This window comes from Pigmentiphaga daeguensis (genome assembly GCF_039523035.1).
Classification (GTDB): Bacteria; Pseudomonadota; Gammaproteobacteria; order Burkholderiales; family Burkholderiaceae_B; genus Pigmentiphaga; species Pigmentiphaga daeguensis.
The window spans coordinates 17,912-39,814 of record NZ_BAAAEN010000002.1; the positions used below are offsets into that span (position 1 = coordinate 17,912).

The 21,903-nt window shown below is 67.7% G+C and carries 24 protein-coding genes; 10 read left to right on the forward strand and 14 right to left on the reverse strand.

Going from position 1 to position 21,903, the window contains the following annotated elements:
• Positions 1–5: 5 nt before the first annotated feature.
• From ABD104_RS02670 to ABD104_RS02680, 3 genes are all read right to left on the reverse strand, one after another.
• Complete coding sequence (locus ABD104_RS02670; protein WP_343927091.1) at positions 6–509, reverse strand: DUF6496 domain-containing protein; 504 nt, start codon at positions 507–509, stop codon at positions 6–8.
• 107 nt (positions 510–616) lie between these two features.
• Positions 617–1,087, reverse strand: a complete 471-nt coding sequence (locus tag ABD104_RS02675) for a hypothetical protein (protein ID WP_343927092.1) — start codon at positions 1,085–1,087, stop codon at positions 617–619.
• Positions 1,088–1,151: 64 nt separating this feature from the next.
• On the reverse strand, positions 1,152–1,592 hold the full coding sequence (locus ABD104_RS02680; protein ID WP_087839673.1) for a hypothetical protein: 441 nt from the start codon (positions 1,590–1,592) through the stop codon (positions 1,152–1,154).
• Positions 1,593–1,670: 78 nt separating this feature from the next.
• On the opposite strand from ABD104_RS02680, the gene ABD104_RS02685 reads away from it, so the two are divergent.
• The 4 genes from ABD104_RS02685 to ABD104_RS02700 all read left to right on the forward strand — a co-directional run bounded on the left by ABD104_RS02685 (position 1,671) and on the right by ABD104_RS02700 (position 5,116).
• Positions 1,671–2,663, forward strand: coding sequence for a GGDEF domain-containing protein (locus ABD104_RS02685; RefSeq protein WP_087839672.1), 993 nt, complete (start codon positions 1,671–1,673; stop codon positions 2,661–2,663).
• Positions 2,664–2,704: 41 nt separating this feature from the next.
• A complete protein-coding gene (locus tag ABD104_RS02690) occupies positions 2,705–3,580 on the forward strand; it encodes a dienelactone hydrolase family protein (RefSeq protein WP_343927093.1) in 876 nt (291 codons plus the stop codon).
• Between the two features lie 74 nt (positions 3,581–3,654).
• On the forward strand, positions 3,655–4,203 hold the full coding sequence (locus ABD104_RS02695; RefSeq protein ID WP_420495964.1) for a PIN domain-containing protein: 549 nt from the start codon (positions 3,655–3,657) through the stop codon (positions 4,201–4,203).
• A 55-nt stretch (positions 4,204–4,258) separates the two neighbouring features.
• Positions 4,259–5,116 (forward strand): ZIP family metal transporter, encoded by an 858-nt coding sequence (locus tag ABD104_RS02700; RefSeq protein ID WP_087839669.1) that lies wholly within the window; start codon positions 4,259–4,261, stop codon positions 5,114–5,116.
• A 3-nt stretch (positions 5,117–5,119) separates the two neighbouring features.
• On the opposite strand, the gene ABD104_RS02705 is transcribed toward ABD104_RS02700, so the two are convergent.
• From ABD104_RS02705 to ABD104_RS02725, 5 genes are all read right to left on the reverse strand, one after another.
• Positions 5,120–6,799: a Na/Pi cotransporter family protein gene (locus ABD104_RS02705; RefSeq protein WP_343927094.1), complete on the reverse strand. Its 1,680-nt coding sequence runs from the start codon at positions 6,797–6,799 to the stop codon at positions 5,120–5,122.
• 5 nt (positions 6,800–6,804) lie between these two features.
• Positions 6,805–7,974 carry a patatin-like phospholipase family protein gene (locus ABD104_RS02710; RefSeq protein WP_132979337.1) on the reverse strand — a complete coding sequence of 390 codons (1,170 nt, stop codon included), beginning with the start codon at positions 7,972–7,974 and terminating at the stop codon, positions 6,805–6,807.
• 204 nt (positions 7,975–8,178) lie between these two features.
• A complete protein-coding gene (locus ABD104_RS02715) occupies positions 8,179–8,961 on the reverse strand; it encodes a 3-hydroxybutyrate dehydrogenase (protein WP_087839666.1) in 783 nt (260 codons plus the stop codon).
• Between the two features lie 35 nt (positions 8,962–8,996).
• The gene (locus tag ABD104_RS02720) at positions 8,997–9,998 is read right to left on the reverse strand and encodes an LLM class flavin-dependent oxidoreductase (protein ID WP_087839665.1); all 1,002 of its coding nucleotides are present in this window, start codon (positions 9,996–9,998) and stop codon (positions 8,997–8,999) included.
• 103 nt (positions 9,999–10,101) lie between these two features.
• On the reverse strand, positions 10,102–10,953 hold the full coding sequence (locus tag ABD104_RS02725) for a DMT family transporter (protein WP_087839664.1): 852 nt from the start codon (positions 10,951–10,953) through the stop codon (positions 10,102–10,104).
• Between the two features lie 262 nt (positions 10,954–11,215).
• On the opposite strand from ABD104_RS02725, the gene htpX reads away from it, so the two are divergent.
• Positions 11,216–12,097, forward strand: a complete 882-nt coding sequence (gene htpX, locus ABD104_RS02730; protein WP_087839663.1) for a protease HtpX — start codon at positions 11,216–11,218, stop codon at positions 12,095–12,097.
• A 203-nt stretch (positions 12,098–12,300) separates the two neighbouring features.
• On the opposite strand, the gene ABD104_RS02735 is transcribed toward htpX, so the two are convergent.
• The 3 genes from ABD104_RS02735 to ABD104_RS02745 form a co-directional block, all read right to left on the reverse strand.
• Positions 12,301–12,621 (reverse strand): BON domain-containing protein, encoded by a 321-nt coding sequence (locus ABD104_RS02735; protein WP_087839662.1) that lies wholly within the window; start codon positions 12,619–12,621, stop codon positions 12,301–12,303.
• 22 nt (positions 12,622–12,643) lie between these two features.
• Positions 12,644–12,805 (reverse strand): DUF1328 domain-containing protein, encoded by a 162-nt coding sequence (locus tag ABD104_RS02740; RefSeq protein ID WP_087780828.1) that lies wholly within the window; start codon positions 12,803–12,805, stop codon positions 12,644–12,646.
• A gap of 280 nt (positions 12,806–13,085) precedes the next feature.
• A complete protein-coding gene (locus tag ABD104_RS02745) occupies positions 13,086–14,252 on the reverse strand; it encodes an aromatic ring-hydroxylating oxygenase subunit alpha (RefSeq protein ID WP_087839661.1) in 1,167 nt (388 codons plus the stop codon).
• 275 nt (positions 14,253–14,527) lie between these two features.
• Between ABD104_RS02745 and ABD104_RS02750 the strand changes: the two genes are divergently transcribed.
• From ABD104_RS02750 to ABD104_RS02765, 4 genes are all read left to right on the forward strand, one after another.
• Positions 14,528–14,782, forward strand: a complete 255-nt coding sequence (locus ABD104_RS02750) for an exodeoxyribonuclease VII small subunit (protein WP_087839744.1) — start codon at positions 14,528–14,530, stop codon at positions 14,780–14,782.
• Between the two features lie 37 nt (positions 14,783–14,819).
• Positions 14,820–15,692: a polyprenyl synthetase family protein gene (locus ABD104_RS02755; protein WP_371695560.1), complete on the forward strand. Its 873-nt coding sequence runs from the start codon at positions 14,820–14,822 to the stop codon at positions 15,690–15,692.
• 16 nt (positions 15,693–15,708) lie between these two features.
• On the forward strand, positions 15,709–17,595 hold the full coding sequence (gene dxs, locus ABD104_RS02760) for a 1-deoxy-D-xylulose-5-phosphate synthase (protein WP_087839660.1): 1,887 nt from the start codon (positions 15,709–15,711) through the stop codon (positions 17,593–17,595).
• Between the two features lie 237 nt (positions 17,596–17,832).
• Complete coding sequence (locus tag ABD104_RS02765) at positions 17,833–18,051, forward strand: helix-turn-helix domain-containing protein (protein WP_233146180.1); 219 nt, start codon at positions 17,833–17,835, stop codon at positions 18,049–18,051.
• Between the two features lie 42 nt (positions 18,052–18,093).
• Here ABD104_RS02765 and ABD104_RS02770 read toward each other — a convergent pair whose 3' ends face one another.
• Complete coding sequence (locus ABD104_RS02770) at positions 18,094–18,579, reverse strand: YajQ family cyclic di-GMP-binding protein (RefSeq protein WP_343927095.1); 486 nt, start codon at positions 18,577–18,579, stop codon at positions 18,094–18,096.
• A 122-nt stretch (positions 18,580–18,701) separates the two neighbouring features.
• Between ABD104_RS02770 and murB the strand changes: the two genes are divergently transcribed.
• A complete protein-coding gene (murB, locus tag ABD104_RS02775; protein ID WP_425543306.1) occupies positions 18,702–19,757 on the forward strand; it encodes a UDP-N-acetylmuramate dehydrogenase in 1,056 nt (351 codons plus the stop codon).
• Here murB and ABD104_RS02780 read toward each other — a convergent pair.
• Complete coding sequence (locus ABD104_RS02780; protein ID WP_343927096.1) at positions 19,754–20,497, reverse strand: glutamine amidotransferase; 744 nt, start codon at positions 20,495–20,497, stop codon at positions 19,754–19,756. The genes murB and ABD104_RS02780 overlap by 4 nt on opposite strands.
• Before the next feature lie 99 nt (positions 20,498–20,596).
• On the reverse strand, positions 20,597–21,823 hold the full coding sequence (locus ABD104_RS02785) for an argininosuccinate synthase (RefSeq protein WP_087839657.1): 1,227 nt from the start codon (positions 21,821–21,823) through the stop codon (positions 20,597–20,599).
• Between the last annotated feature and the right edge of the window lie 80 nt (positions 21,824–21,903).

Sequence of the window (21,903 nt, forward strand, 5' to 3'; positions counted from 1 at the left end):
CCCGCTCAGGCATGCCGGTTGGCCGCCCGGGTGCGGGCGGCCTTCTTGGCGGCCGCCGAGCGTCCGGCCGCGCCCTTGGTGCGTGCCGCTTTCTTGGCCGCGGCCGACCTGTCCGCCGCGCTGCGGCGCTTGGCTGCCGTCTTGGCGTGAGCGGCCAGGGCGCTCTTCGACGCCCCCGACTTGCCTTCCCGTTTCAGCGCGGTCTTGGTCGCCCGTGAGCGCGTGGCCGACTTCTTGTGCGGCGTTTCGTCGCCCTTGCGCACGTCCTGTTCGGCCTTGGCGCGGGTCTTTGCGCTGGCGCGGCCGGGCTTGGGCGCGGGCAGGGCCACGCCGGAGCGGCGGGCTTCCGACAGGCCGATGGCGATGGCCTGCTTGGTCGACCGCACGCCGTGCCGACCTTCGCGCACGTGATGGATCTGTTCCTTGACGAATTCGCCGGCCTGGGTCGATGCGGACTTGCCCTGGCGCTTGTCCTGCTTCGCTTTCTCGATCGTCTTGCGTTCAGGCATGATGGCTCTCCTTGCGGAAAGCCTTCGGGCAGCAACCCCCGTGCCTACGGAGCCCGCCTGGGGGCCATGCCCGGCCTGTGCGAGCCTCCTTTTAGCGGGAACAGGCCCTAGCCGATGCGGCCCGGCGCTCCCGTCAACACGCAGCCGGCCACGGTGGGCGTGCCGTTTTCCAGCGTGGCCCGCTCGCATTCCAGGTAGACCTTGAAACCGCGCGGCAGCGTGTCCAGTGCCACCTGCTCCGGACAGTCGCGCCCGCCGTCGCAGGCGGGGTCGGACTTCAGCCGGACCCGCACCGGATGGGCCGGGTCGGCCGCCTTCAGATCGAGTTGCAGTTCGCCGGTGCCGACGATGTGAACCTTCTGCAGCCGTCCCGTCACGATGAAGGGACCCTTGCTGTATTTTTCCAGGGCGCGCGGATCCCGGGCGGCGAAGTCGACGTAGACCAGTTCGGCGTCGTAGCGAGGCGGTCCGTCGGCCGTGGCCGACGGCACGGCGGAGGGCAGGGGGTCCGGAGGGGACTTGGAGCAGGCGTGCAGGGTGACCAGCGCAAGGACGAGAAGCGACAAGCGGCGATACATGAAATGTCCTGTGGACGGGAAATGAGGCGTTTCCCGGAAGGCGCTCGTCCGCGTCGGGACGGCCTTAGGGCGTAGTGTAAACGGTCGCGCGTGCCGCCGGCTTGCCGGGCGGGCTGGCCATGGGAGTGCCTGCCGGTGCCGCGTCGGCCCTGGCGCGGCCGGCGGGCAGCACCGGCGCGACCTCGGGGCGGACTTCCGTCAGACTGTTCTGCAGCATGTAGTCGTTCATTTCCTTCCAGCCGGTGAAGATCGCGGCCTTGGACATGTGCGGATTGAACGTGTAGCAGTCTTCCAGCGCGCGGCCGGCCTGGCGGCAGGCCCCGCCGATGGCGCGCCCCTCGGAGTCCTTCCTGGCCTCGATCTGCGAGACGGGCTGCAGGCCCAGGTAGTCGCAGCCGGCCGCCGCCAGCAGGACCCACGCGGCCAGCAGCCGGCATCCTGCGCGCAGCGCGCGGCGGGTCGGCGGGGGGGCGAAAGGACGGGAAAGGAAGGTTCGCGGGCTCATGGAATCTCTTATCGGACGCAGGCCGGCGGAACTGTAGGGCGAACTCAATTTGCCCGCCTCGATGCCGATAAACGGGGGATGACCGGCCATATTCCCTCCCATCTTCCTCCAGACGGCTCGCCCGGCGACCTGACCGCCGAGGACCTGGATGCCCTGGCCCGCTCGCCGCTGTTCGCCGGCTGCACGCCGGACCAGCGCGACCGGGTCCGGGAGTTCGCCTTCGCCACCCACCTCGCCCACGGCGCGATCCTGTTGCAGCCGGGCGAGCCCAATCACCATGTCTATGTGCTGGTGGAAGGGCAACTGGCCGCCTTCCTGGACGCCGACCTGCAGAAGCGGGTGGCGCGCTTCGTTCCCGGCGACGGCCTGGGCGAGCATGCGCTGGTCGGTCCCGAAGGCGGTACCGTGTACGTGGCCGCGCAGTGGCCCGCCCGGCTGGTGGCGCTGGAGGCAACGCGGCTGCGCGCGGTGATGGAAACGGTGCCGCGCATCGCGCTGAACGCGCTGGACATGCTGAGCGCGCGGCTGCGGGCGGCCAATCTGCGCCACGATCCGCGCGAGGCTTCTGCCGGCATCGACTTCATGGCCAGTCACGATGCCGTCACCGGGCTCTACAACCGTCGATGGATGGCCACGGCCTACCCCGCCGAGATGGCACGCGCCGAGCGCGATGGCGAACCCCTGTGCCTGGCGCTGATCGACATCGACCGTTTCGACCGCCTGAACCAGGCGTTGGGCCGCGCCGCGGGCGATGCTATCCTGCGCCAGTTGGCCGATCTGACAAGGAATCTGCTGCCCTCGCTCGACATGCTGGCGCGGGTGGCCGGCGACCGCTTCGCCGTGCTGGTTCCGGCTTCGCTGGCGGAAACGCTCGCCATGTGCGAACGCCTGCGCCTGCACGTCGGCGGACGCCAGTTCGCGCTGCGGGGCAGCCTGGGCACGCAGATCACCCTGTCGGCCGGCGTGGTCCGGGCACAGGGGGATTTCGAGGCGACGTTTTCCAGGGCGCAGGCGGCACTGGAGCGCGCCAAGGAACGGGGCCGAAACACGGTCGAACCTCCGCCGGGCTGAATCGTTTCTTCGTCAACCGCCGTGTCCCCAAGGAGGGTTCCATGGACAGCCCGGGTACCGAATTCGACAGTCTCCTGCCGCCGCTCAGCCTGAACCGGCGCGGCTTCCTCACCACCACGCTGGCCGGCGGTTTCACGCTGGCCGCGGGGCCGGTCATGGCCCAGACGGCAATCCGCACCGGCACGGACGGACTGGTCGCGGGCGAGGTCAGGATTCCCGTGCGCGGCGGCGAGATCCCCGCCTACCGGGCGGCGCCGGCCGGCAAGAAGAACGCGCCGGTGGTGCTCGTGGTGCAGGAAATCTTCGGTGTGCATGAATACATCCGCGACGTCTGCCGCCGCTGGGCCAAGGCCGGCTACCTGGCGGTCGCGCCCGAGCTGTACGCGCGCCAGGGCGATCCGTCCAAGTACACCGAGATCGCCAGGTTGTCCGCCGAAGTGGTCAGCAAGGTGCCCGACGACCAGGTCCTGGCCGATCTCGACGCCACCGCGCGCTGGGCCGCCACGCATGGCGGCAGCCGTACGCGGCTGGGCGTGACCGGTTTCTGCTGGGGCGGCCGCATTGTCTGGCTGTATGCCGCCCACAATCCGGCGGTGAAGGCCGGCGTGGCCTGGTACGGAAAGCTCGTCGGCGATCCCACGGCCTTGCAGCCGCTCAGTCCCGTCGACATCGCCGCGCAGGTGAAGGCACCGGTGCTGGGCCTGTATGGAGGCCAGGATGCGGGCATTCCGCCGACTTCCATCAATGCCATGAAGGATGCCCTGGCCAAGGGCGGCCCGGCCGCTCGCGAGTCGAGTTTCGTGCTGTTCCGCGACGCGCCCCACGGATTCCACGCCGATTACCGGCCAAGTTACCGCGAGGCCGATGCCAAGGAAGGATGGCGGCTGGCCCAGGACTGGTTCGCGCGGCATCTGTGAACGCGTTTCCCCCGATACCCGGGCCGGCCGCGGACCACCCGCCGCTGTGGCTGGTCCTGGATGCCTGCGTGCTGATGTCCAGCATCCTGCGGCCGTTGTTGCTGGACCTGGCCCAGACCGGCTGGTTCCGGCCGGTCTGGAGCGAGCGCATCGGGCAGGAGTGGCGGCGCAACGCGGCCCGGATCTGGGAGGTCGAGCCGGCGGTACTGGAAGAAGAGTGGGCGTCCATGGGGCGCCGCTTTCCCGAGGCGAACGCCGGCGATGTCTCGGCCTACGAGGTGGGCCTGCACTACAGCGATCCGAAAGACCGGCACGTGGTCGCGGCGGGGCTGGCGAGCCGTGCCCGGAGCGCCCGGCTCGTGCGCCCCGAGGTGTGCGTGCTGACCTGGAACCTGAAGGATTTCAATCGCTCGGAACTGCGCCGCCTGGATGTGTCCGTCAGGGATCCGGACCGGCAATTGGCGGCCTGGGTGGACCAGGACAGGGTTTCCTTGGCGGCCGCGCTGCGGCGCCTGCCGGAGTATGCCCGGACCTTGGGCCGGGACGAGTCTCCGGCCGCCATCCTGAGGCGCGAACGCCTGTTCCGCACCGCGCGGCTGTTGGCCGGCGACATCGATTCGTAAAACTCCGGAAGTTACGTATACTTCTGTTTCTGCAACTGAGTTTCACGAGCATCCCGTGACCCTAACCTTCATCCTGCTCGCCACCCTGGCGAGCGGAGTCCTGTCGGTGGTCGTCGCCGGCTGGCTGGCCTTCCGGTATTTCGCCCGCTTTCTTCACCAGATGATCAGCTTTTCGGTCGGCGTCATGCTGTCGGTGGCGTTGCTCCACACGCTGCCCGAGGCTTTCGATTCCGAGGCCGACACGCGCGTGCTGTTCGCGCTGCTGCTGGCGGGGTTGCTGGGTTTCTTCATGCTCGAGAAGCTGGCGGTGCTGCGCCACAACCACCACCACGAGCACGACGGGCACGGGCATCCTCCCGGGCACGATGCCCACGAGGCCGGACGCGGCGGGATGGCCGTGCTGGTGGGCGACGGGCTGCACAATTTCTGCGACGGCATCGTCATCGCCGCCGCCTTCCTGGCCGATCCCATGCTGGGGGTGCTGACCACGCTGACCATCGCCGCGCACGAGATTCCGCAGGAACTGGGCGATTTCATCGTGCTGGTCAACGCCGGTTTCACGCGCAAGAAAGCCTTGCTGTTCAACGTGCTGTCGAGCATGACCGCCATCGCCGGCGGATTGGTCGGCTACTACCTGCTGGCCGATTCCCGGCAATGGGTCCCCTACGTGCTGACGCTTGCGGCCAGCAGTTTCCTATATATCGCGGTGGCGGACCTGATGCCGCAGATGCAGCGCCGCACCACGGTGCGCGAGAGCCTGCCGCAATTCGTGCTGATCGCGGCCGGCGTACTGGCGATCTATGCCGTCAACTCGGTGTTCCACCGCCATGCCCACGGGCCGGAGCACGGGCAGGCCGCTCCGGCGGTCACCGCGGCCGATCCCGTTTCTCCGCCCCCGCCGTCCGCCCACTGAAGTTCATTCCGGCGTGCCGGCGGTCTCGGGGGTGCCGGTTGCAATGGGGCCGGTGCCTGACGCGCTCAGGACCTCGGGCGCGGCATAGGCGGCCGATGCCACGAGATGGCTGTTGATGCGGCGCAGGTCGCGCAGCACGTCCAGGTGCAGGGCGCTGGTTTCCGTGGTGTCGATCCGGCCGCTGCGCAGGCGTTCGAAATGGGTTTGCGTTGCCTGGCCTTCCATGCCGCGGAAGGTCTCCTTCTCGGCGGCCAGCAGCCGCGCGGCGCGGGCGTCGGCCGTCACGAACAGCGAGGCGGCCAGGCGCAGGTTCGCCTCCAATCGTCCATGCATGTCGTCGAGCTCGCGCCGCCCCTCGGGCGAGAAGGCAAGTCCCCGCTTGGTCAGCTTGCTGATGTCGTTGAGCAGGTTCTTGTCCACGACGTCGCCGGCATGTTCCAGGTTGATGATGAAGGTCAGGATCTCGTCGGCCCGGCGCCGGTCTTCGCGCGTCAGTTCGTCGGGGTCCAGGCCCGCGACGTAGGTCTTGATCGCGCCGTTCAGGCGATCGAGCACGTCGTCCAGGCGCCGCGCCTCGGCGATGCGCTTGCGATCGCCCGTGACAAGCGCCTGGCGCGAGTGGTGCAGCATGGTCTGCAGGGTGTCCGCCATGCGCAGCGCTTCCCGCGCCGCGTTGCCCAGCGCGACCACGGGCAGGTCGCGCGCGGCGGCGTCCAGGTACCGGGGCTGCCCCGGGTCGGCGGCGGGGTTGGACGGCAGCCACCGGCGCAGCAGCGCGGCGTAAGGGGTGAGCAGCGGCAGGAATAGGACGGCCAGCGCCAGGTTGAAGACCGTGTGGAAGTTGGCCACGGCGCGCGCGTTGTCGCCCGCCAGCTGGGTCATCCAGGGATGGATGTGGTGCAGCATGGCCAGGCCGATCAGCACCCCCACCACGCGGTTCAGCAGGTTGCCCAGCGGCAGCCGGCGGGCCTGGGGGTCGTCCTTGGCGGAGCCTTCCAGCAGCGGGTTGATGGCCGTGCCCAGGTTGGCGCCCAGCACCAGCGCGAAGGCGACGTCCACCGGCAGGAGCCGCTGGGCCGAGAAGGACATGACCAGCACCACGATGGCCACGCTGGAGTGCGCGGCCCAGGCCAGCACGGCGGCCAGCAGGATCGCCATCCCGGGCTGGCCCGACAGCGCCTTCAACGCCGAGCGCAAGGCGGGCAGGTCGCGATAGGGTTCGAGCTGCGCAAGCAGCAGGTGCAGGGACAGCAGCAGCAGGCCCAGGCCGATGAAGACCCGTCCCAGGTCGCGCACGTGCGTGGCGTTGCCGCGGCGGAACATGGCCACGCCTATCAGCACCAGGATGGGAGCGATGCGGGAGATGTCGAACGACAGCACCTGCACGATGAGGGTGGTGCCGACGTTGGCGCCCAGCATGGCGGCCAGCGCGGGCACCAGGCCCACCAGGCCGTTGGCGGCGAAACCCGCCACGATCAGGCCGGTGGCCGTGCTGCTTTGCAGGATGGCCGTCACGCCAAGTCCGGCGAAGAAGGCGTATACGCGATTGCCCAGCGCCACGCCCAGCGTGGTGCGCAGGCGCGGACCGAAGGCCCGCTGGATGCCGGTCTGCACCATGTGCACGCCCCACAGCAGCAGGGCGACGAAACCGGCGATGTCGAAGAGCGTGAGATAGGCGTTCATGACGTTCAACGGCCGTCCGGGGGCCGGTGCACGTCGTGCGTGACGAACGGATGTTCGGCGCTGGGTACCTCGAGCCAGGACGGATGTTCAAGTGTACGGCGTATGTCGGCCAGGCCTCCGGTCCATCGTTCTTCCATGCCCAGCCGGCCGAACTGGTAGTCCTTGTACGGCGCTTCGCATTTCTCGCCGCGGTAGATCAGGTGCAGCACGTTGATGCGTCGGTCGCTGGCCAGTTCGCGCGCCCGCTTCATCCAGGGCTCGCGGCCGTGCCCGGCCGGCACGTGCTTGAGCAGTTCGCGCAGCAGGCCGCGGTATTCCTGCACTTCGCGCATGTAGTCGGTCACCAGGCGCGTGCGGCTGGAATACTGGATGTCCTTCTGGCGGATGGGCACTTCGCTCAGGTTGCCGGGCACCTGGCCGTGCGCGCTCCAGAGGTCGACCTGGAAGACCAGCGAATAGCGGCGCGGACTCGATTGCAGGATCTGGTAGAGCGGCGTGTTCGAGACGACGCCGCCGTCCCAGTAGTATTCGCCGTCGATCTCGACCGGCGCGAATCCGGGGGGCAGGGCGGCCGAAGCCATGATGTGGTCGGCAGTCAGCACCCGGGTGGTGTTGTCGAAATAGGCGAAGTTGCCGGTCCGCACGTTGACGGCGCCCACCGATATGCGGGTGCCGCCATGATTGAGCCGGTCGAAATCGACGAATTCTTCCAGCGTGCGCTTGAGCGGCGTGCTGTCGTAGACGCTGGCGGTGCCCGGGTCGTGCTGCGCGGGCCATGATGGCACCGGCCGCGGCACGAAGAAGCCGTTCTGTCCTTCCAGGACGGCGCGCCAGGCTTCCCAGGCGCTGAGCGCCGCGCCGGCCGGACCGGGAAGATGGGCGAGCGCATCGCGCAACGCGTCCACCGGCGTGGGCGGCAGCAGCGGCGGACGGCAGATGTGGTCCCAGAACCGCTGCAATTGTTCGACCCGCCGCTCGGGCGCGTTGCCGGCAATGATGGCGGCATTGATCGCGCCGATCGAAATGCCGGCTATCCAGTCCGGATGCAGGCCGGCCTCGGCCAGGCCTTCATAGACGCCGCCCTGGTAGGAGCCCAGCGCGCCGCCGCCCTGCAGGACGAGCGCGACGGTGTCGTAGCCGAGTTCGCCGCGCCGCGATTGGATGGAACGAGTCATTTCAGTCACCCATGGCGCACGTAGCGGATGTCTCCGGACCCAGGGCACCGCGGATCCGGCTCCGCCGGTCCGCCAGTGCCGCCCGACGGGGTCCGGCGCCGGGCCGTCCCAAGGCGGGCCCCGGCTCCCTCGGGGGGCTGCCGCGCAGCGGCTGGGGGCTCACCATGCTGGGCGCGCGTAAGCGCGTAGGGGGGGCTCCCATCTCTAGTGCATATACCAGCCGTGGCTGACGACGAACGATTGCCCGGTGAAGGCGGCCGTGGGGAAGGTCGCCAGGAACAGGACGGTTTGCGCGACGTCCTGCAGGGTGGTGAACTCGCCGTCCACGGTGTTGCCCAGCATGACCTTCTTGACCACTTCCTCTTCCGGGATGCCGAGCTCGCGGGCTTGCTCGGGAATCTGCTTTTCCACCAGCGGCGTGCGCACGAAGCCGGGGCAGACCACGTGCGAGCGCACGTTGTGCTTGGCGCCTTCCTTGGCCAGCACGCGGGCGAGGCCGAGCAGGCCGTGCTTGGCGGTGACGTAGGCCGACTTCAGGGGCGAGGCTTCGTGCGAATGCACCGATCCCGTGTAGATGACGATGCCGCCGCGATCGTCGCGGTACATGTGCTTGAGGGCCGCCTTGGTGGTCAGGAAGGCGCCGTCGACGTGGATGGCCATGACCTTCTTCCAGTCGGCGTACGCGAACTGGTCGATGGGGTTGACGACCTGGATGCCGGCGTTGGACACGAGGATGTCCACGCTGCCGAAGGTGTCGACCACCTGTTGGGTGCCGCGTTCGACAGCCGCCTCGTCGGTCACGTCGAAGTCCACCGCCATCGCCTGGCAGCCCTTGAGCCTGAGTTCGTCGGCCACCGCCTGGGCGGCCGTCAGGTTGATGTCCGCGATGGCGACGGCGGCGCCCGCGGCGGCCAGCGTGTCGGCGATTTCCTTGCCGATGCCGCTGGCGGCGCCGGTGACGAGAGCGACTTTTCCTTGGAGCTGCATGTTGATCCCTTGGTATGCGCGTGGGTGGGAAGCGGTCAGGCCATCAGCGCCGAGGCCAGCAACTGGTAGCTGCGGACCCGGTATTCGTGGCTGTGGATCTGGGAGTTGATCATGACCTCGTCGGCCTGCGTGGCACGGGCCAGCGCGCCGATCGAGCCGGCCAGCGCCTCGGGCGTGCCGATGTGGATGCGGGTGCGGTTGTACTGGCGCAGCGCCTCTTCGTCGGGCTGATAGACGTAGGCCAGCGCTTCCTCGACGCTGGGCAGCGGGGTGCGGGTGCGGCCGCTGCGCGTGCGCATCATGCTGAGGTCGGCGGTGGAGGCCAGGCGCTCGGCTTCGTCGGCGGTGGGCGCGCAGACGGCCGACACCGCCAGGATGGCGCGCGGCTCGTGGCCGAACGGCGAGGCGCGGAATTCCTCGCGATAAAGCCGCATCGCCGCATGGGCGTTCTCGGGGACGATATGGTGCGCGTAGGCGAAGCCGAAGCCGTTGGCGGCGGCCACGCGCGCGCCGAACAGGCTCGAGCCCAGTATCCAGATGGGCGGGCACGGCACCCCCACCGGCGTGGCGCGCACCCGCGCATGGGGATGGTCGGACGGCATGACGTCCTTCAGGTAGCCGACCAGGTCGGCCAGTTGCTGCGGGAATTCATCGGCATCGGCGTGGCCCCGGCGCAGCGCGCTGGCGGTTACCGGATCGGTGCCCGGCGCGCGCCCCAGGCCCAGGTCGATCCGGCCCGGGAACATCGCCTCCAGCACGCGGAACGTCTCGGCCACCTTCAGCGGACTGTGATTGGGCAGCATGATGCCGCCCGATCCCACGCGCAGCCGGGTGGTGGCGCCGGCGATCCGGCAGATCAGCAGTTCCGGCGCGGAGCACGCCAGCATGCCCGTGTTGTGGTGTTCCGCCAGCCAGTAGCGGTGGTAGCCCGCGGCCTCGGCCTGGCGCGCGAGGTCCACGCTGTTGGACAGGGCGTCGGTGGGCGTGTAGCCGGCGGGAATGGGGCTCAGGTCGAGGACGGACAGCTTCAGGGACATGGGAAGGGAGGACGGCCGTTAACGCATCAAGTGTGAACCCGACGGCGTTTTGCTGCAACCCAGCATGGCCGGCGGGGCGAGGGCGGCGCGGCCGGCGACGGACTCAGGCCCGCCGCGCCAGCACCAGCGTGCGCCAGGTCGAGACCAGGCCCGCCGCCGCGATCAGCATCATGCCGGCCCAGCCCAGCATGTCGGGATGGTCGTCCCAGAACACGTAGCCGAGCAGGACCGAGAACGGGATGGTGCTGTACTGGAGCACCGACGACAGGGCGGCCGACCCGCGGCTGAAGGCGCGCGTCATCGCGAACTGGCCCAGCAGCCCGCTGATGCCGACGCCCAGCAGCGTGAACCAGCCATAGAGCGAGGGCGGCTGCCAGCCGGTGACGGAGGTGGCGATGCCGCCGGTCAGGCAGGACGACAACGCGAAGAACAGCACGATGCGCCATTCGGGTTCGCCGGACTGGCCCAGCGAGCGCACCTGCATCACGGCGATCGCCGTCAGGCTGCCGGCGGCCAGGCCCAGCAGCGCCGCCAGCCATTGCGAATGGTCCAGAGTGGGGCGCAGGATCGCGATCACGCCGATGAAGCCGATGACGACCGCCAGGGTGCGCAGCCGGTCGGTCAGGTCGTGCTGGCGCCAGATCATCCAGCCGGCGATGAACAGCGGCGAGGTGTAGTTCAAGGTGATCGCGGTGGCCAGCGGCAGCCGGCCCATGGCGAAGAACGACAGCCAGATCGACCCGACCCCGGCGACGTTGCGCATGATGTGCAGCCGCCAGGTCGGCGGGATCACGATGCGCCGGGTGGCCCAGGCCCAGGCCAGGATGCCCGCCGCCGTGGGCAGTCCCCGGAACAGGATGATCTGCCCCAGGCTGGCCTGTTCGGAGGCGAATTTCACGAACATGGCCATGATCGCGAACATCAGCGAAGCGAAGAGCATCCAGAGGGCTTGCATGGAGGGCGGGCGGCGATGAGGTGGCCTCGATTGTAGCTTCTGGGGTAAACCCCAGTATTCGCCTTGAAATCATCGTCCCGGCTACCATATAGCCCCAACCGGGAAACGGGTATCGCCCCTCTTGCCGTTCTGCGGCGGCCGGAGGGAACTTCCGATGCCTGTTGCCGTCACATTCGGCGCCGCGCGGGGCGGTTCCCGGTGGCCGAGGGGAAAAACCACCCCCGGACAAGACATCAAAAGGTTTTCGGAGCTTCCTGCCCTCATGAAACGCATCGTGTTATTTCTGGCGACCAACATCGCGGTCATGCTGGTCCTGACGGCGACGCTGAGCATCCTCGGCGTCAACCGTTTCCTGACCGCGAACGGCCTGGACATCCAGGCGCTGGCCATCTTCTCGCTCGTCGTCGGTTTCACCGGCTCCATCATCTCGCTCCTCATGAGCAAGCCGATGGCCAAGTGGAGCACCGGCGCACGGGTCATCGATCCCAACGCGCCCAACGGCGCCGAGGAACAGTGGCTGGTGGACACCGTGCATCAACTGGCCGACCGCGCCGGCATCGGCCGCCCCGAGGTCGCCATCTACGAGGGCGAGCCCAATGCCTTTGCCACCGGCGCCTTCAAGAACGACGCGCTGGTCGCGGTATCCACCGGCCTCTTGCGGGGGATGACCGAGGAAGAAGTCAGCGCGGTGCTGGGGCACGAAGTGGCCCACATCGCCAACGGCGACATGGTGACTCTGACCCTGATCCAGGGCGTGGTCAACACCTTCGTGGTGTTCCTGGCGCGGGTCGTGGGCTACGTGGTCGACCAGATGGTGCTCAAGAACGAACGCAGCGGCGGCATCGGCTACTTCGCCACCGTCATCGTCTGTGAACTCGTGTTCGGCATCCTGGCCTCCATCATCGTCGCCTGGTTCTCGCGCCTGCGCGAATACCGTGCCGACGCCGGCTCGGCCTACCTGCTGGGCTCGCGCGAACCCATGATCCGCGCGCTGGCCCGCCTGGGCGGCATGGAGCCGGGCGACTTGCCCAAGAGCTTCGAGGCGTCCGGCATCGCTGGCGCCGCCAAGGGCTTCGGCGCCCTGTTCGCCTCCCACCCGCCCATCGAGCAGCGCATCCGCGCCCTGATGAACGCAAAAGGGTAGAGGTTAGCCCCCCCTACGCGCTGACGCGCGCCCCCCAGGGGGCGATGCGGGTGGACCGGCGGAGCCGGATCCACCGCATCCTGGGGTACCAAGCGGCTGGCGGGGTCTGGGGTTTTGGCTGGTTGCTGGTTGGAATGAGAAAACGGCTTCGCTTTTTTGGGCGAAGCCGTTTTTTGTCGCGTGCGCGTCAGCGCATGGGGACTTTACCGAGGGTTGTTCTTCACCCGCAGGTCGTTGCGGACGCTTTGGACGCCCTCGACGCCGCGGGCCACTTCCACGGCGCGGGAGGCTTCGGCCTGGGAGTTGACGAAGCCGGAGAGCTGGACGGTGCGGCGGAAGGTTTCGACGTTGACGTCGGCGGCGCTGACGTCCTTGGCCGAGACCAGGGCCGCCTTGACCTTGGCGGTAATGGCGGCGTCGCTGGCATATTCGCCCGCGGATTGATGGGTGCGGGTCGACGTGCAACCGCCCATGACCGTGGCGGTACCGATGATGCCGGCGACGAGCAGGGTACGAACGTTCATGATTTTTCTCCTTGGACGTGAATCATTTTCGGAACAGGCCGCTCAGCAGCGACAGGACCGCAAGCACGATGAAAATGAAGAACAATATCTTCGCGATCGACGCGGCACCGGCGGCAATGCCGCCGAAACCCAGAACCGCCGCGATGATGGCGATGACGAAAAATACGACTGCATAATGCAGCATGCTTTTCTCCCGTCTTTTTTTGCCTATGGCGAAAATCCGGCCGTATATGCATCCAAGCCTGAATTTCGATTTGAAAGTTACGCGCCGCCTCTATGGTTGACAAGGCGGCAGTGTGTGTATTTGTAATGGTGCGCATGCCGCCGGGGTACCGTGTATTTATTACAGATCAGTGGGCATTGCCTTCAAAATCGTCATGACCGGCCTGGGCCCGCCGCGATTGAAAAAAAGAAAAGCGCCCGTGAAGGGCGCTTTGATGGGCAGTCAGACAAAAGTTACGTCTTTACATATCTTCCGGCTCGTCCATGGCCTTCCGATACCATTCATGGAAGTGCTGCATGCCGTCTTCCATGGGGGATTGGTAGGGGCCGGCTTCGTTGGCACCGCGTTCCATTAATGCCTTGCGGCCGGCATCCATGCGTTCGGCAATCTCGTCGTCCTCGACCGCGGTTTCCATATAGGCCGCCTGCTGGGCCTCGACAAAATCGCGTTCGAAATGGACGATTTCCTCGGGATAATAAAACTCGACGATATTGACCGTTTCCTGCGGGCTCTTGGGATAGAGCGTCGACAATACCAGCGTGTGCGGATACAGCTCGATCATGTGGGTCGGGAAATGCGTGACCCAGATCGCCCCGAATTCGGGCGCGCTGCCGTTGCGGTAGGCCAAGAGGGCGTCGTGCCAGCGCTGGTAGACGCCCGAGCCGGGATGCGCCAGCGCATTGTGCACGCCCACCCGCTGCAGGCTGTAGTAGTCGCCGAATTCCCAGCTCAGGTCGTCGCATGTGACGAAGCGGCCCAGGCCGGGGTGGAACGGGCCGACGTGGTAGTCCTCGAGATAGACCTCGATGAACGTCTTCCAGTTGTAGTTGCACTGGTGCACCTGCACCCGGTCCAGGACGTAGTCGCTGAAGTCGAATTCGGGCCTGCCGTCCAGCGCGGCAAGCTCGGCGGCGATCTGGCGGCCGCCGGCGCGGGGCGACTCGAACAGCGAGCCGTTCCATTCCTGCAGCGGGAAACGCTGCAGGTCCAGGCCCGGCGTTTCGCTGAACAGCGGGGCGCCGATCAGCTTGCCGCGGGCATCGTAGGTCCAGCGGTGCAGCGGGCAGACGATGTTGCCCGGGCGCCCCAGGTTGCCGCTGCAATGCGCGGCCTGCCGTTCGCCGCCGGCCGGGTGCTTGCCCAGCATCAGCGCCTGCCGGTGACGGCATACGTTGGACAGCAGTTCGACGCCGGTCTGGTTGCGCACCAGCACCCGGCCGTCGTTTTCCTGTATCAGGGTACGGTAGTCCCCGACTTCGGGGACGCCTTTCTGGTGCCCCACATAAATCGGGGCCTGGCCAAAGATGTTCTGCATTTCGCGCGCGAAGCGCGCTTCATCGAAATAGGCACTGACTGGGAGCTGCGCTCGGCTCGCCGCCACGTGTGCCACGCGACCGATATCGGTCATGACTTCCCTCCGCGAGAGTTGTGAAGCCAGTCCCCCTCGCTGCGAAACCACCCCTTACGCGACCTGGAGCGGTGTTTGGACTTCGCAGATGGTGCTGGCGCGAAGAAAATGATCTGCCCGATCAAGCCCGCTATTGTACCCCGGACGGCCGTAGAAGTCCCCGCCGCCGCGCCGGCCCGACCCGGCCGGTGGCGGGGGCGGTATCCCGTCATCCCGTACAATTCCGGGTTCGATGCCGTGACGAGATCCAGGAGGCTTGATTGGCCGACAAATTCGTGAATGTCCACCCTGCGCAGGGCGACGCCCCCGAGCAGGCCCTGCCTCAGGACTTCGAGGCCGCGCTGGGCGAGCTCGAGGCGCTGGTGGCGATGATGGAGGATGGTTCCATGCCGCTGGAGTCCTCGCTGGCCGCCTATCGCCGCGGCGTCGACCTCGTGCGGGTCTGCCAGGACAGGCTGGCGCGCGCCGAGCAGCAGGTCAAGGTCCTCGAGGGAGAATTGCTGCGCCCGTTCGAAGAGGCCGGGGACTGACTTGATGGCTGGCAGTCGCGAAGATTTTTCCGTCTGGATGGCGGCGTGCGGGGTGCGCGCCGAACAGGCGCTTGCGCGTTTGTTGCCTGCCCAGGATACCGATCCGCGCGCGTTGCACGACGCCATGCGCTATGCGGTGCTGGGCGGCGGCAAGCGCGTACGCCCCATGTTGACCTATGCCGCGGGCGAGGCCTGCGCGGCATCCGGCGCCGGGAGCGACGCGGCGCTGGACGCCGCCGCCGCCGCGGTCGAGCTGATCCATGCCTATTCGCTGGTGCATGACGACATGCCGTGCATGGACGACGATGTCCTGCGCCGCGGCCGCCCGACCGTGCACGTGGAATTCGGCCAGGCCACGGCGCTGCTGGTGGGGGACGCCCTGCAGGCCCTGGCCTTCGAGGCCCTGGCGGGCATGCCGATTGCCCCCGGCCTGACCGTGCAGGCGGTGCAGGTGCTCGCGGCGGCGGCCGGCAGCCTGGGAATGGCTGGCGGCCAGGCCATCGACCTGGCCAGCGTCGGCAAGCCTCTCGACCGGAACGAACTGGAGGCCATGCATCGGCTCAAGACCGGTGCGCTGCTGCGTGCCAGCGCCGCGCTGGGCGGCATCGTGGCGGGGGCGAGTTCGGTCCAGCGCGCGGCGCTCGACGGCTACGCGCAAGCCGTGGGACTGGCGTTCCAGGTGGTCGACGACATCCTCGACGTCACCGCCGACTCGGCCAGCCTGGGCAAGACCGCCGGCAAGGACGCGGCCGCCGACAAGCCCACCTATGTATCCATACTGGGCCTGGACGAGGCCCGGACCCTGGCGGAGCAACTGCGCCAAGCCGCGCACGAGGCCATCGCTCCGCTGGGCGCGGGCGGTGCGCGCCTGGCCGCGCTGGCCGATTTCATCGTGCTGCGCGATCGCTGAACGGAGACTCCGAAACATGCCCACCGATATGCTCGACCGCATCGAATCTCCGGCCGACCTGAAAAAACTGGACCGCTGCCAACTCTCGGCGCTGGCCGACGAGTTGCGTGCCTTCGTGCTGGAGTCGGTATCCCGCACCGGCGGCCACCTGTCTTCCAACCTGGGCACGGTCGAACTGACCCTGGCGCTGCACTACGTCTTCGATACGCCCGACGATCGCATCGTCTGGGACGTGGGGCACCAGACCTATCCGCACAAGATCCTGACGGGTCGGCGCGCCGGCATGGCGACCCTGCGGCAGCAGGGCGGCATCTCCGGCTTTCCCCGGCGCAGCGAGTCCGAGTACGACGCCTTCGGCACCGCCCATTCTTCCACCTCCATCTCGGCCGCGCTGGGCATGGCCGTGGCGGCGCGCAACGCCGGCATCGAGCGCAAGCACATCGCCGTGATCGGCGACGGCGCGATGTCGGCCGGCATGGCCTTCGAGGCCTTGAACAACGGCGGCGTCCTGCCCGACGTCGACCTGCTGGTGATCCTGAACGACAACGACATGTCGATCTCGCCGCCGGTCGGCGCGCTGAACCGCTATCTCGCGCGCCTGATGTCGGGCAGGTTCTACGCCGCCGCGCGCAACGTGGGCAAGGCCGTGCTGTCGCACGTGCCGCCCGTGTTCGAACTGGCCCGGCGCATCGAGGAGCACGCCAAGGGCATGGTCACGCCCGCCACGATGTTCGAGGAACTGGGCTTCAACTATGTCGGCCCCATCGACGGACACGATCTGGATTCGCTGATTCCCACGCTGCAGAACATGCGCAAGCTCTCCGGGCCGCGCTTCCTGCACGTCGTCACTCGCAAGGGGCAGGGGTACAAGCTGGCCGAGGCCGATCCCGTCCTGTACCACGGACCGGGCAAGTTCGACCCCGCCGTGGGCATCAGCAAGCCGTCCACGCCGCCCAGGAAGACGTTCACCCAGGTGTTCGGCGACTGGCTGTGCGACATGGCGGCCGAGGACACGCGCCTGATCGGCATCACGCCGGCCATGCGCGAGGGCAGCGGTCTCGTCGAGTTCGAGCGGCGCTTTCCGGAGCGCTATTTCGACGTCGGCATCGCCGAACAGCATGCCGTGACCTTCGCCGGCGGCCTGGCCTGCGAGGGGCTCAAGCCGGTGGTGGCCATCTACTCCACCTTCCTGCAGCGAGGCTATGACCAGTTGATCCACGACGTCGCGCTCCAGGACCTGGACGTGACCTTCGCGCTCGATCGAGCCGGCCTCGTGGGCGCGGATGGCGCGACGCACGCCGGCAACTACGACATCGCCTTCGTGCGCTGCATTCCCAACATGGTGGTGGCAACCCCTTCGGACGAGGCCGAATGCAGGCTGTTGCTATCGACCTGTTATCGGCATCCGGGGCCCGCCACGGTCCGATATCCGCGCGGCGCGGGGGCCGGCGCGACGCCGGCGGCCAGCCTGGACACCGTGCCCCTGGGCAAGGGCGTCGTGCGGCGCCAGAGCGGCCGCGCGCAGCCCGGCGACAAGGCCGGCATTGCGATACTCGCGTTCGGCACGCTGGCCATCCCCGCGTTGCGGGCGGGGCAGGCGCTGGATGCGACGGTGGTGGACATGCGCTTCGTCAAGCCCATCGACCGCGAACTCATACTCGACCTGGCGTCGCGGCATGCCGCGCTGGTCACGGTGGAAGAGGGCAGCATCATGGGAGGCGCGGGCAGCGCCGTTTGCGAGGTGCTGAACGAGGCTGGCACGACCGTGCCCGTGATGCAGCTCGGCCTGCCCGATCGTTTCATCGACCATGGCGAGCAGGGCGCGCTGCTGGCGGGGCTGGGGCTCGACGCGGCGGGCATCGAGCGTTCGGTGCGCGAGCGTTTTCCCGATCAGGTGAGTTGATCCCCCGAACGCGGGAAGCGCGCGCTTCCCGCGTCGGGCGCGGCCCGCATGACCGAGGGTTAGCCCCGTATGTGTGTCGCCCTCCGACAGGCGCAGAATTACTTTTGCTGAAGCGCTTTGCGAAGCGTTGCAATCGCGTCCAGTAAAAGTGATGTAAAAGCGGTAGATATAACGCGCTGTCGTGGGGAGTATGCGTCAATGCCCGCACCTCTGAGATCCCCCAATCCGTCGGCGTCCTTGACGACGCTGCGCGAGATCCTCGGCTACAACGTACGAGCGTTCCGGGTCGCGCAGAAGATGTCGCAGGAGCAGCTCGGGTTTGCCGCCCATCTCGACCGGACCTTTGTCAGTCAGGTCGAGCGGGCGCGCGTCAACATCTCGGTCGACAACATCGAGAAACTGGCCAAGGCGCTCGAACTCGACCCCGCCATGCTGTTCAAACGCCCCGTGCTCTGAGTCCCGGCGGGGCGTTCATGATCGTTCCGCGAGCCGGGCCGTTCAGTCCCTGAAGTTCTCGAAGCCCAGAGGCAGGTCGGTCACGTCCTTCTTCAGCAGCGCGATGGCGCTTTGCAGGTCGTCGCGCTTGGCGCCCTGCACGCGCACGGTGTCGCCCTGGATGCTGGACTGGACCTTCATCTTGCTGTTCTTGATCAGGGCCACGATCTTCTTGGCCGCGTCCAGGGGCACGCCGTTGCGCACGGTCAGGACCTGCTTGACCTTGTCGCCGCCTATCTTCTCGACCTTGCCCTGGTCGAGGAAACGCACGTCCACGCTGCGCTTGGTCATCTTGTTCAACAGCACGTCCCGCACCTGGTTCAGCTGGAAATCGCTGTCGGCATAGGCCGTGAGTTCCTTGTCGGTCTGTTCGACGCGGGCATCCGAGCCCTTGAAGTCGAAGCGGGTGGAGATTTCCTTGTTGGCCTGTTCGACGGCATTGCGCAGTTCGACCAGGTTGGGCTTGCAGACGACATCGAATGTAGGCATGAGTGAGCTCCTTGCGTGCGGCTTGCGGCCTGTCTTGGAATAGGGGAATTGTAGTCAAGTAAGATGGCGGGGCCGCGGGAAATCCCTCCCGCCGCATTCGTTCGTCCTGCCTGGTGTCCAGATTGGCTGTCGCTCCCGATTCCAGCGCTCGCGCGGGCCTCGTGCCCGGTGCCTGCGATCTTTCGTCTCTCAACACCCTGGGGCTGGCCAGTTCGGCGCCGGCCTGCGTCACGCTGCGCAGCCGCGACGAGCTGCCGGCGCTGGCCTGCCTGGCGCGTTCCGACGGTGCGGGGCTCCTGGTGCTGGGCGGCGGCAGCAACCTGGTTCTGCCGCCCCGGGTGCGCGGCCTGGTGGCGCGGATGGCGCTGCGCGGTATCCGGCTGTTGGCCCAGGACGACGAGTCCCGCGTGGTCGAAGCCGCGGCGGGCGAAATCTGGCACGACTTCGTTACCTATTGTGTCGAACAGGGCTGGGGCGGGCTGGAAAACCTCGCGCTCATTCCCGGCACGGTCGGCGCGGCGCCGGTGCAGAACATAGGTGCCTATGGTGTCGAACTGCGCGACCGCTTCGCGGGCCTGACGGCTTACGACCTGCTGCGCGACGCCTGGACGGAGATGGACGCGGCGCAATGCGCCTTCGCCTATCGGGACAGCGTCTTCAAGCGCGAACCCGGACGTTGGGTCATCACCGCCGTGCGGTTGCGACTGCCCCGGCAATGGACGCCCGTGCTGGACTATCCCGATCTGCGGCGGCACGAGAGCCTGGCGGGCTCGCCTACGGCACGCGACGTATTCGAGGCGGTCTGTGCGATCCGGCGCGCGAAGCTGCCGGACCCGGCCGTGCTGGGCAATGCCGGCAGTTTTTTCAAGAATCCAGTGGTGCCGGCCGCGCAATACGAGCGGCTGCATACCCGCTTTCCCGGCCTGGTGGCGTATCCGCAAGAGGACGGCGGCTACAAGCTGGCCGCGGGGTGGCTGATCGACCAATGCGGCTGGAAGGGGCGCCGCATGGGGCCGGTGGGGGTGCACGAGCGCCAGGCGCTGGTGCTGGTCAATCATGGGGGCGCGCAATCGGGCGACGTGCTTGCGCTGGCGCGGGCCGTGCAGCACGACGTGCGCGAACGCTACGGCCTGGAACTGGAGATCGAGCCGGTCGTGGTGCCGGGTATCGATCCCTAGGCCGCTTCCTGCAGTGCCGCGTGCTGCCGCACGAAGCGCAGCAGCAGCTCGCGGGCCTCGGGGGCGGGGCGCAGCCGGGCGTTCAGCGCCTGGACGTCGAAGCCTTCCTCGCCCAGCCTGGGGCCGAAGTGCGCGAGGTAGGTCCCCATGATGCGGGGGCAGAACTCGGGATGGTACTGGCTGGAAATCACGCGATCGCCGTATTGCACGATCTGGTGCGCGTCGTGTTCCGAGCGTGCCAGCACGGTGGCGCCGGCCGGCAGCTCCATCACGCTTTGCTGGTGGATCAGGTGCGCGGGAAAGCGCGAGGGCAGTCCCGCGAGCAGGGGAACGTCGCTGGCGGCAGGCAGCAGTTCGACCGTTTGCGTGCCCACCTCGCGGCCGCGGGGATGAAAGTCGACCCTGCCGCCCAGCGCATGGGCCAGCAACTGGTGTCCGTAGCAGATGCCCAGGATGGGCAGGCCCTGGTCCACCGCGCGCCGTATCCAGGCGGCCGTGCGTTCGCTCCAGTCGGCCAGGTCGGTGACCATGGCGGGCGAGCCGGTGATGATGGCGGCGCGATAGCTGGAGGGCGGCCGCAGCTCGGCCCCCTGGTGCACGGCCACGACTTCCACGTCGCCGGCGCGCAGCCCGGCCGCTTCGCGGATCATGCAACTGAAGGTGCCGTGCCGGTTGGACACCGGTTCGGGCGGGAGCCCGGTCTGGATGATGACTAGGGGCGGATGGGCGTTCTCGTTCATGGCGCTCGAAAAACAAATCGGCGGCCCGAGGGCCGCCGACGGCGGGTCAACGCCAGCCCGTCTCCGGGCTGGTGGTAGGCACAGGTTCGGACGGTTGGCTCATCCGCGCTTGCGACGGGCGTTTTCCGCGATGCGCATGCGCAGGGCGTTCAGCTTGATGAAGCCGCCGGCATCGGCCTGGTCATAGGCGCCGCCGTCGTCGTCGAAGGTCGCGATGGTCTGGTCGAACAGCGTGTTCTTCGAATCGCGGGCGACGGTGTAGACGTTGCCCTTGTACAGCTTCAGGCGCACCCATCCGTTCACGGCCTGCTGGGTGTGGTCGATCAGCACCTGCAGCGCCTTGCGCTCGGGGCTCCACCAGTAGCCGTTGTAGATCAGGCTGGCGTAGCGCGGCATCAGGTCGTCCTTGAGGTGGGCGACTTCGCGGTCCAGCGTGATGGATTCCATCGCGCGGTGGGCGCGCAGCATGATCGTGCCCCCCGGGGTCTCGTAGCAGCCGCGCGACTTCATGCCGACGTAGCGGTTTTCCACCAGGTCCAGGCGTCCGATGCCGTGCTTGCCGCCCAGCTTGTTCAGCTCGGTCAGCACTTCGGCGGGCGTCATGCGCTTGCCGTTCAGGGCGACGATGTCGCCGTGCTCGAACTCGACGTCGAGGTATTCGGGGGCGTCGGGCGCGGCTTCAGGCGCCACGGTCCAGCGCCACATGGATTCCTCGGCCTCGGCCTTCGGGTCTTCCAGGTGACGGCCTTCGTAGCTGATGTGCAGCAGGTTCGCGTCCATCGAGTAGGGCGCGCCGCCCTGCTTGTGCTTCATTTCGATGGGGATGCCGGCTTTTTCGGCGTAGGCCAGCAGCTTCTCGCGCGAGAGCAGGTCCCACTCGCGCCACGGGGCGACGACCTTGATGCCCGGCTCCAGCGCGTAGTAGCCCAGTTCGAAGCGGACCTGGTCGTTGCCCTTGCCGGTGGCGCCGTGGGAGACGGCGTCGGCCTTGACCGCGCGCGCGATCTCGATCTGGCGCTTGGCGATCAGCGGGCGGGCGATGGAGGTGCCCAGCAGGTACTCGCCTTCGTAGATGGTGTTGGCGCGGAACATCGGGAAGACGAAGTCGCGGACGAATTCCTCGCGCAGGTCGTCGATGTAGATGTGTTCCGGCTTGATGCCGAACTTCAGGGCCTTGGCGCGTGCCGGCTCGAGCTCTTCACCTTGGCCGATGTCGGCGGTGAAGGTGACGATTTCGCACTGATACGTGTCCTGGAGCCATTTCAGGATCACGGATGTGTCAAGACCGCCCGAGTAGGCAAGTACGACCTTCTTTACTTCGCTCATTGATGTTCCCAGGGCATGGACGGCCCGCGCTTGGGCGGTGCAGCTTTCTGGCCGGTCAGGTCACCGGGATATGGGGGCGC

Bases quoted from the DNA above. Each gene is read 5' to 3' on its own strand.
- ABD104_RS02710 (WP_132979337.1), bottom strand. From the start codon at position 7,974: ATGACTCGTTCCATCCAATCGCGGCGCGGCGAACTCGGCTACGACACC.
- ABD104_RS02670 (WP_343927091.1), bottom strand. From the start codon at position 509: ATGCCTGAACGCAAGACGATCGAGAAAGCGAAGCAGGACAAGCGCCAG.
- ABD104_RS02695 (WP_420495964.1), top strand. From the start codon at position 3,655: ATGTCCAGCATCCTGCGGCCGTTGTTGCTGGACCTGGCCCAGACCGGC.
- ABD104_RS02720 (WP_087839665.1), bottom strand. From the start codon at position 9,998: ATGTCCCTGAAGCTGTCCGTCCTCGACCTGAGCCCCATTCCCGCCGGC.
- ABD104_RS02770 (WP_343927095.1), bottom strand. From the start codon at position 18,579: ATGCCTACATTCGATGTCGTCTGCAAGCCCAACCTGGTCGAACTGCGC.
- ABD104_RS02680 (WP_087839673.1), bottom strand. From the start codon at position 1,592: ATGAGCCCGCGAACCTTCCTTTCCCGTCCTTTCGCCCCCCCGCCGACC.
- ABD104_RS02685 (WP_087839672.1), top strand. From the start codon at position 1,671: ATGACCGGCCATATTCCCTCCCATCTTCCTCCAGACGGCTCGCCCGGC.
- ABD104_RS02735 (WP_087839662.1), bottom strand. From the start codon at position 12,621: ATGAACGTTCGTACCCTGCTCGTCGCCGGCATCATCGGTACCGCCACG.
- ABD104_RS02785 (WP_087839657.1), bottom strand. From the start codon at position 21,823: ATGAGCGAAGTAAAGAAGGTCGTACTTGCCTACTCGGGCGGTCTTGAC.
- htpX (WP_087839663.1), top strand. From the start codon at position 11,216: ATGAAACGCATCGTGTTATTTCTGGCGACCAACATCGCGGTCATGCTG.
- dxs (WP_087839660.1), top strand. From the start codon at position 15,709: ATGCCCACCGATATGCTCGACCGCATCGAATCTCCGGCCGACCTGAAA.
- ABD104_RS02755 (WP_371695560.1), top strand. From the start codon at position 14,820: ATGGCGGCGTGCGGGGTGCGCGCCGAACAGGCGCTTGCGCGTTTGTTG.
- ABD104_RS02740 (WP_087780828.1), bottom strand. From the start codon at position 12,805: ATGCTGCATTATGCAGTCGTATTTTTCGTCATCGCCATCATCGCGGCG.
- ABD104_RS02690 (WP_343927093.1), top strand. From the start codon at position 2,705: ATGGACAGCCCGGGTACCGAATTCGACAGTCTCCTGCCGCCGCTCAGC.
- ABD104_RS02675 (WP_343927092.1), bottom strand. From the start codon at position 1,087: ATGTATCGCCGCTTGTCGCTTCTCGTCCTTGCGCTGGTCACCCTGCAC.
- ABD104_RS02725 (WP_087839664.1), bottom strand. From the start codon at position 10,953: ATGCAAGCCCTCTGGATGCTCTTCGCTTCGCTGATGTTCGCGATCATG.
- ABD104_RS02705 (WP_343927094.1), bottom strand. From the start codon at position 6,799: ATGAACGCCTATCTCACGCTCTTCGACATCGCCGGTTTCGTCGCCCTG.
- ABD104_RS02715 (WP_087839666.1), bottom strand. From the start codon at position 8,961: ATGCAGCTCCAAGGAAAAGTCGCTCTCGTCACCGGCGCCGCCAGCGGC.
- ABD104_RS02780 (WP_343927096.1), bottom strand. From the start codon at position 20,497: ATGAACGAGAACGCCCATCCGCCCCTAGTCATCATCCAGACCGGGCTC.
- ABD104_RS02745 (WP_087839661.1), bottom strand. From the start codon at position 14,252: ATGACCGATATCGGTCGCGTGGCACACGTGGCGGCGAGCCGAGCGCAG.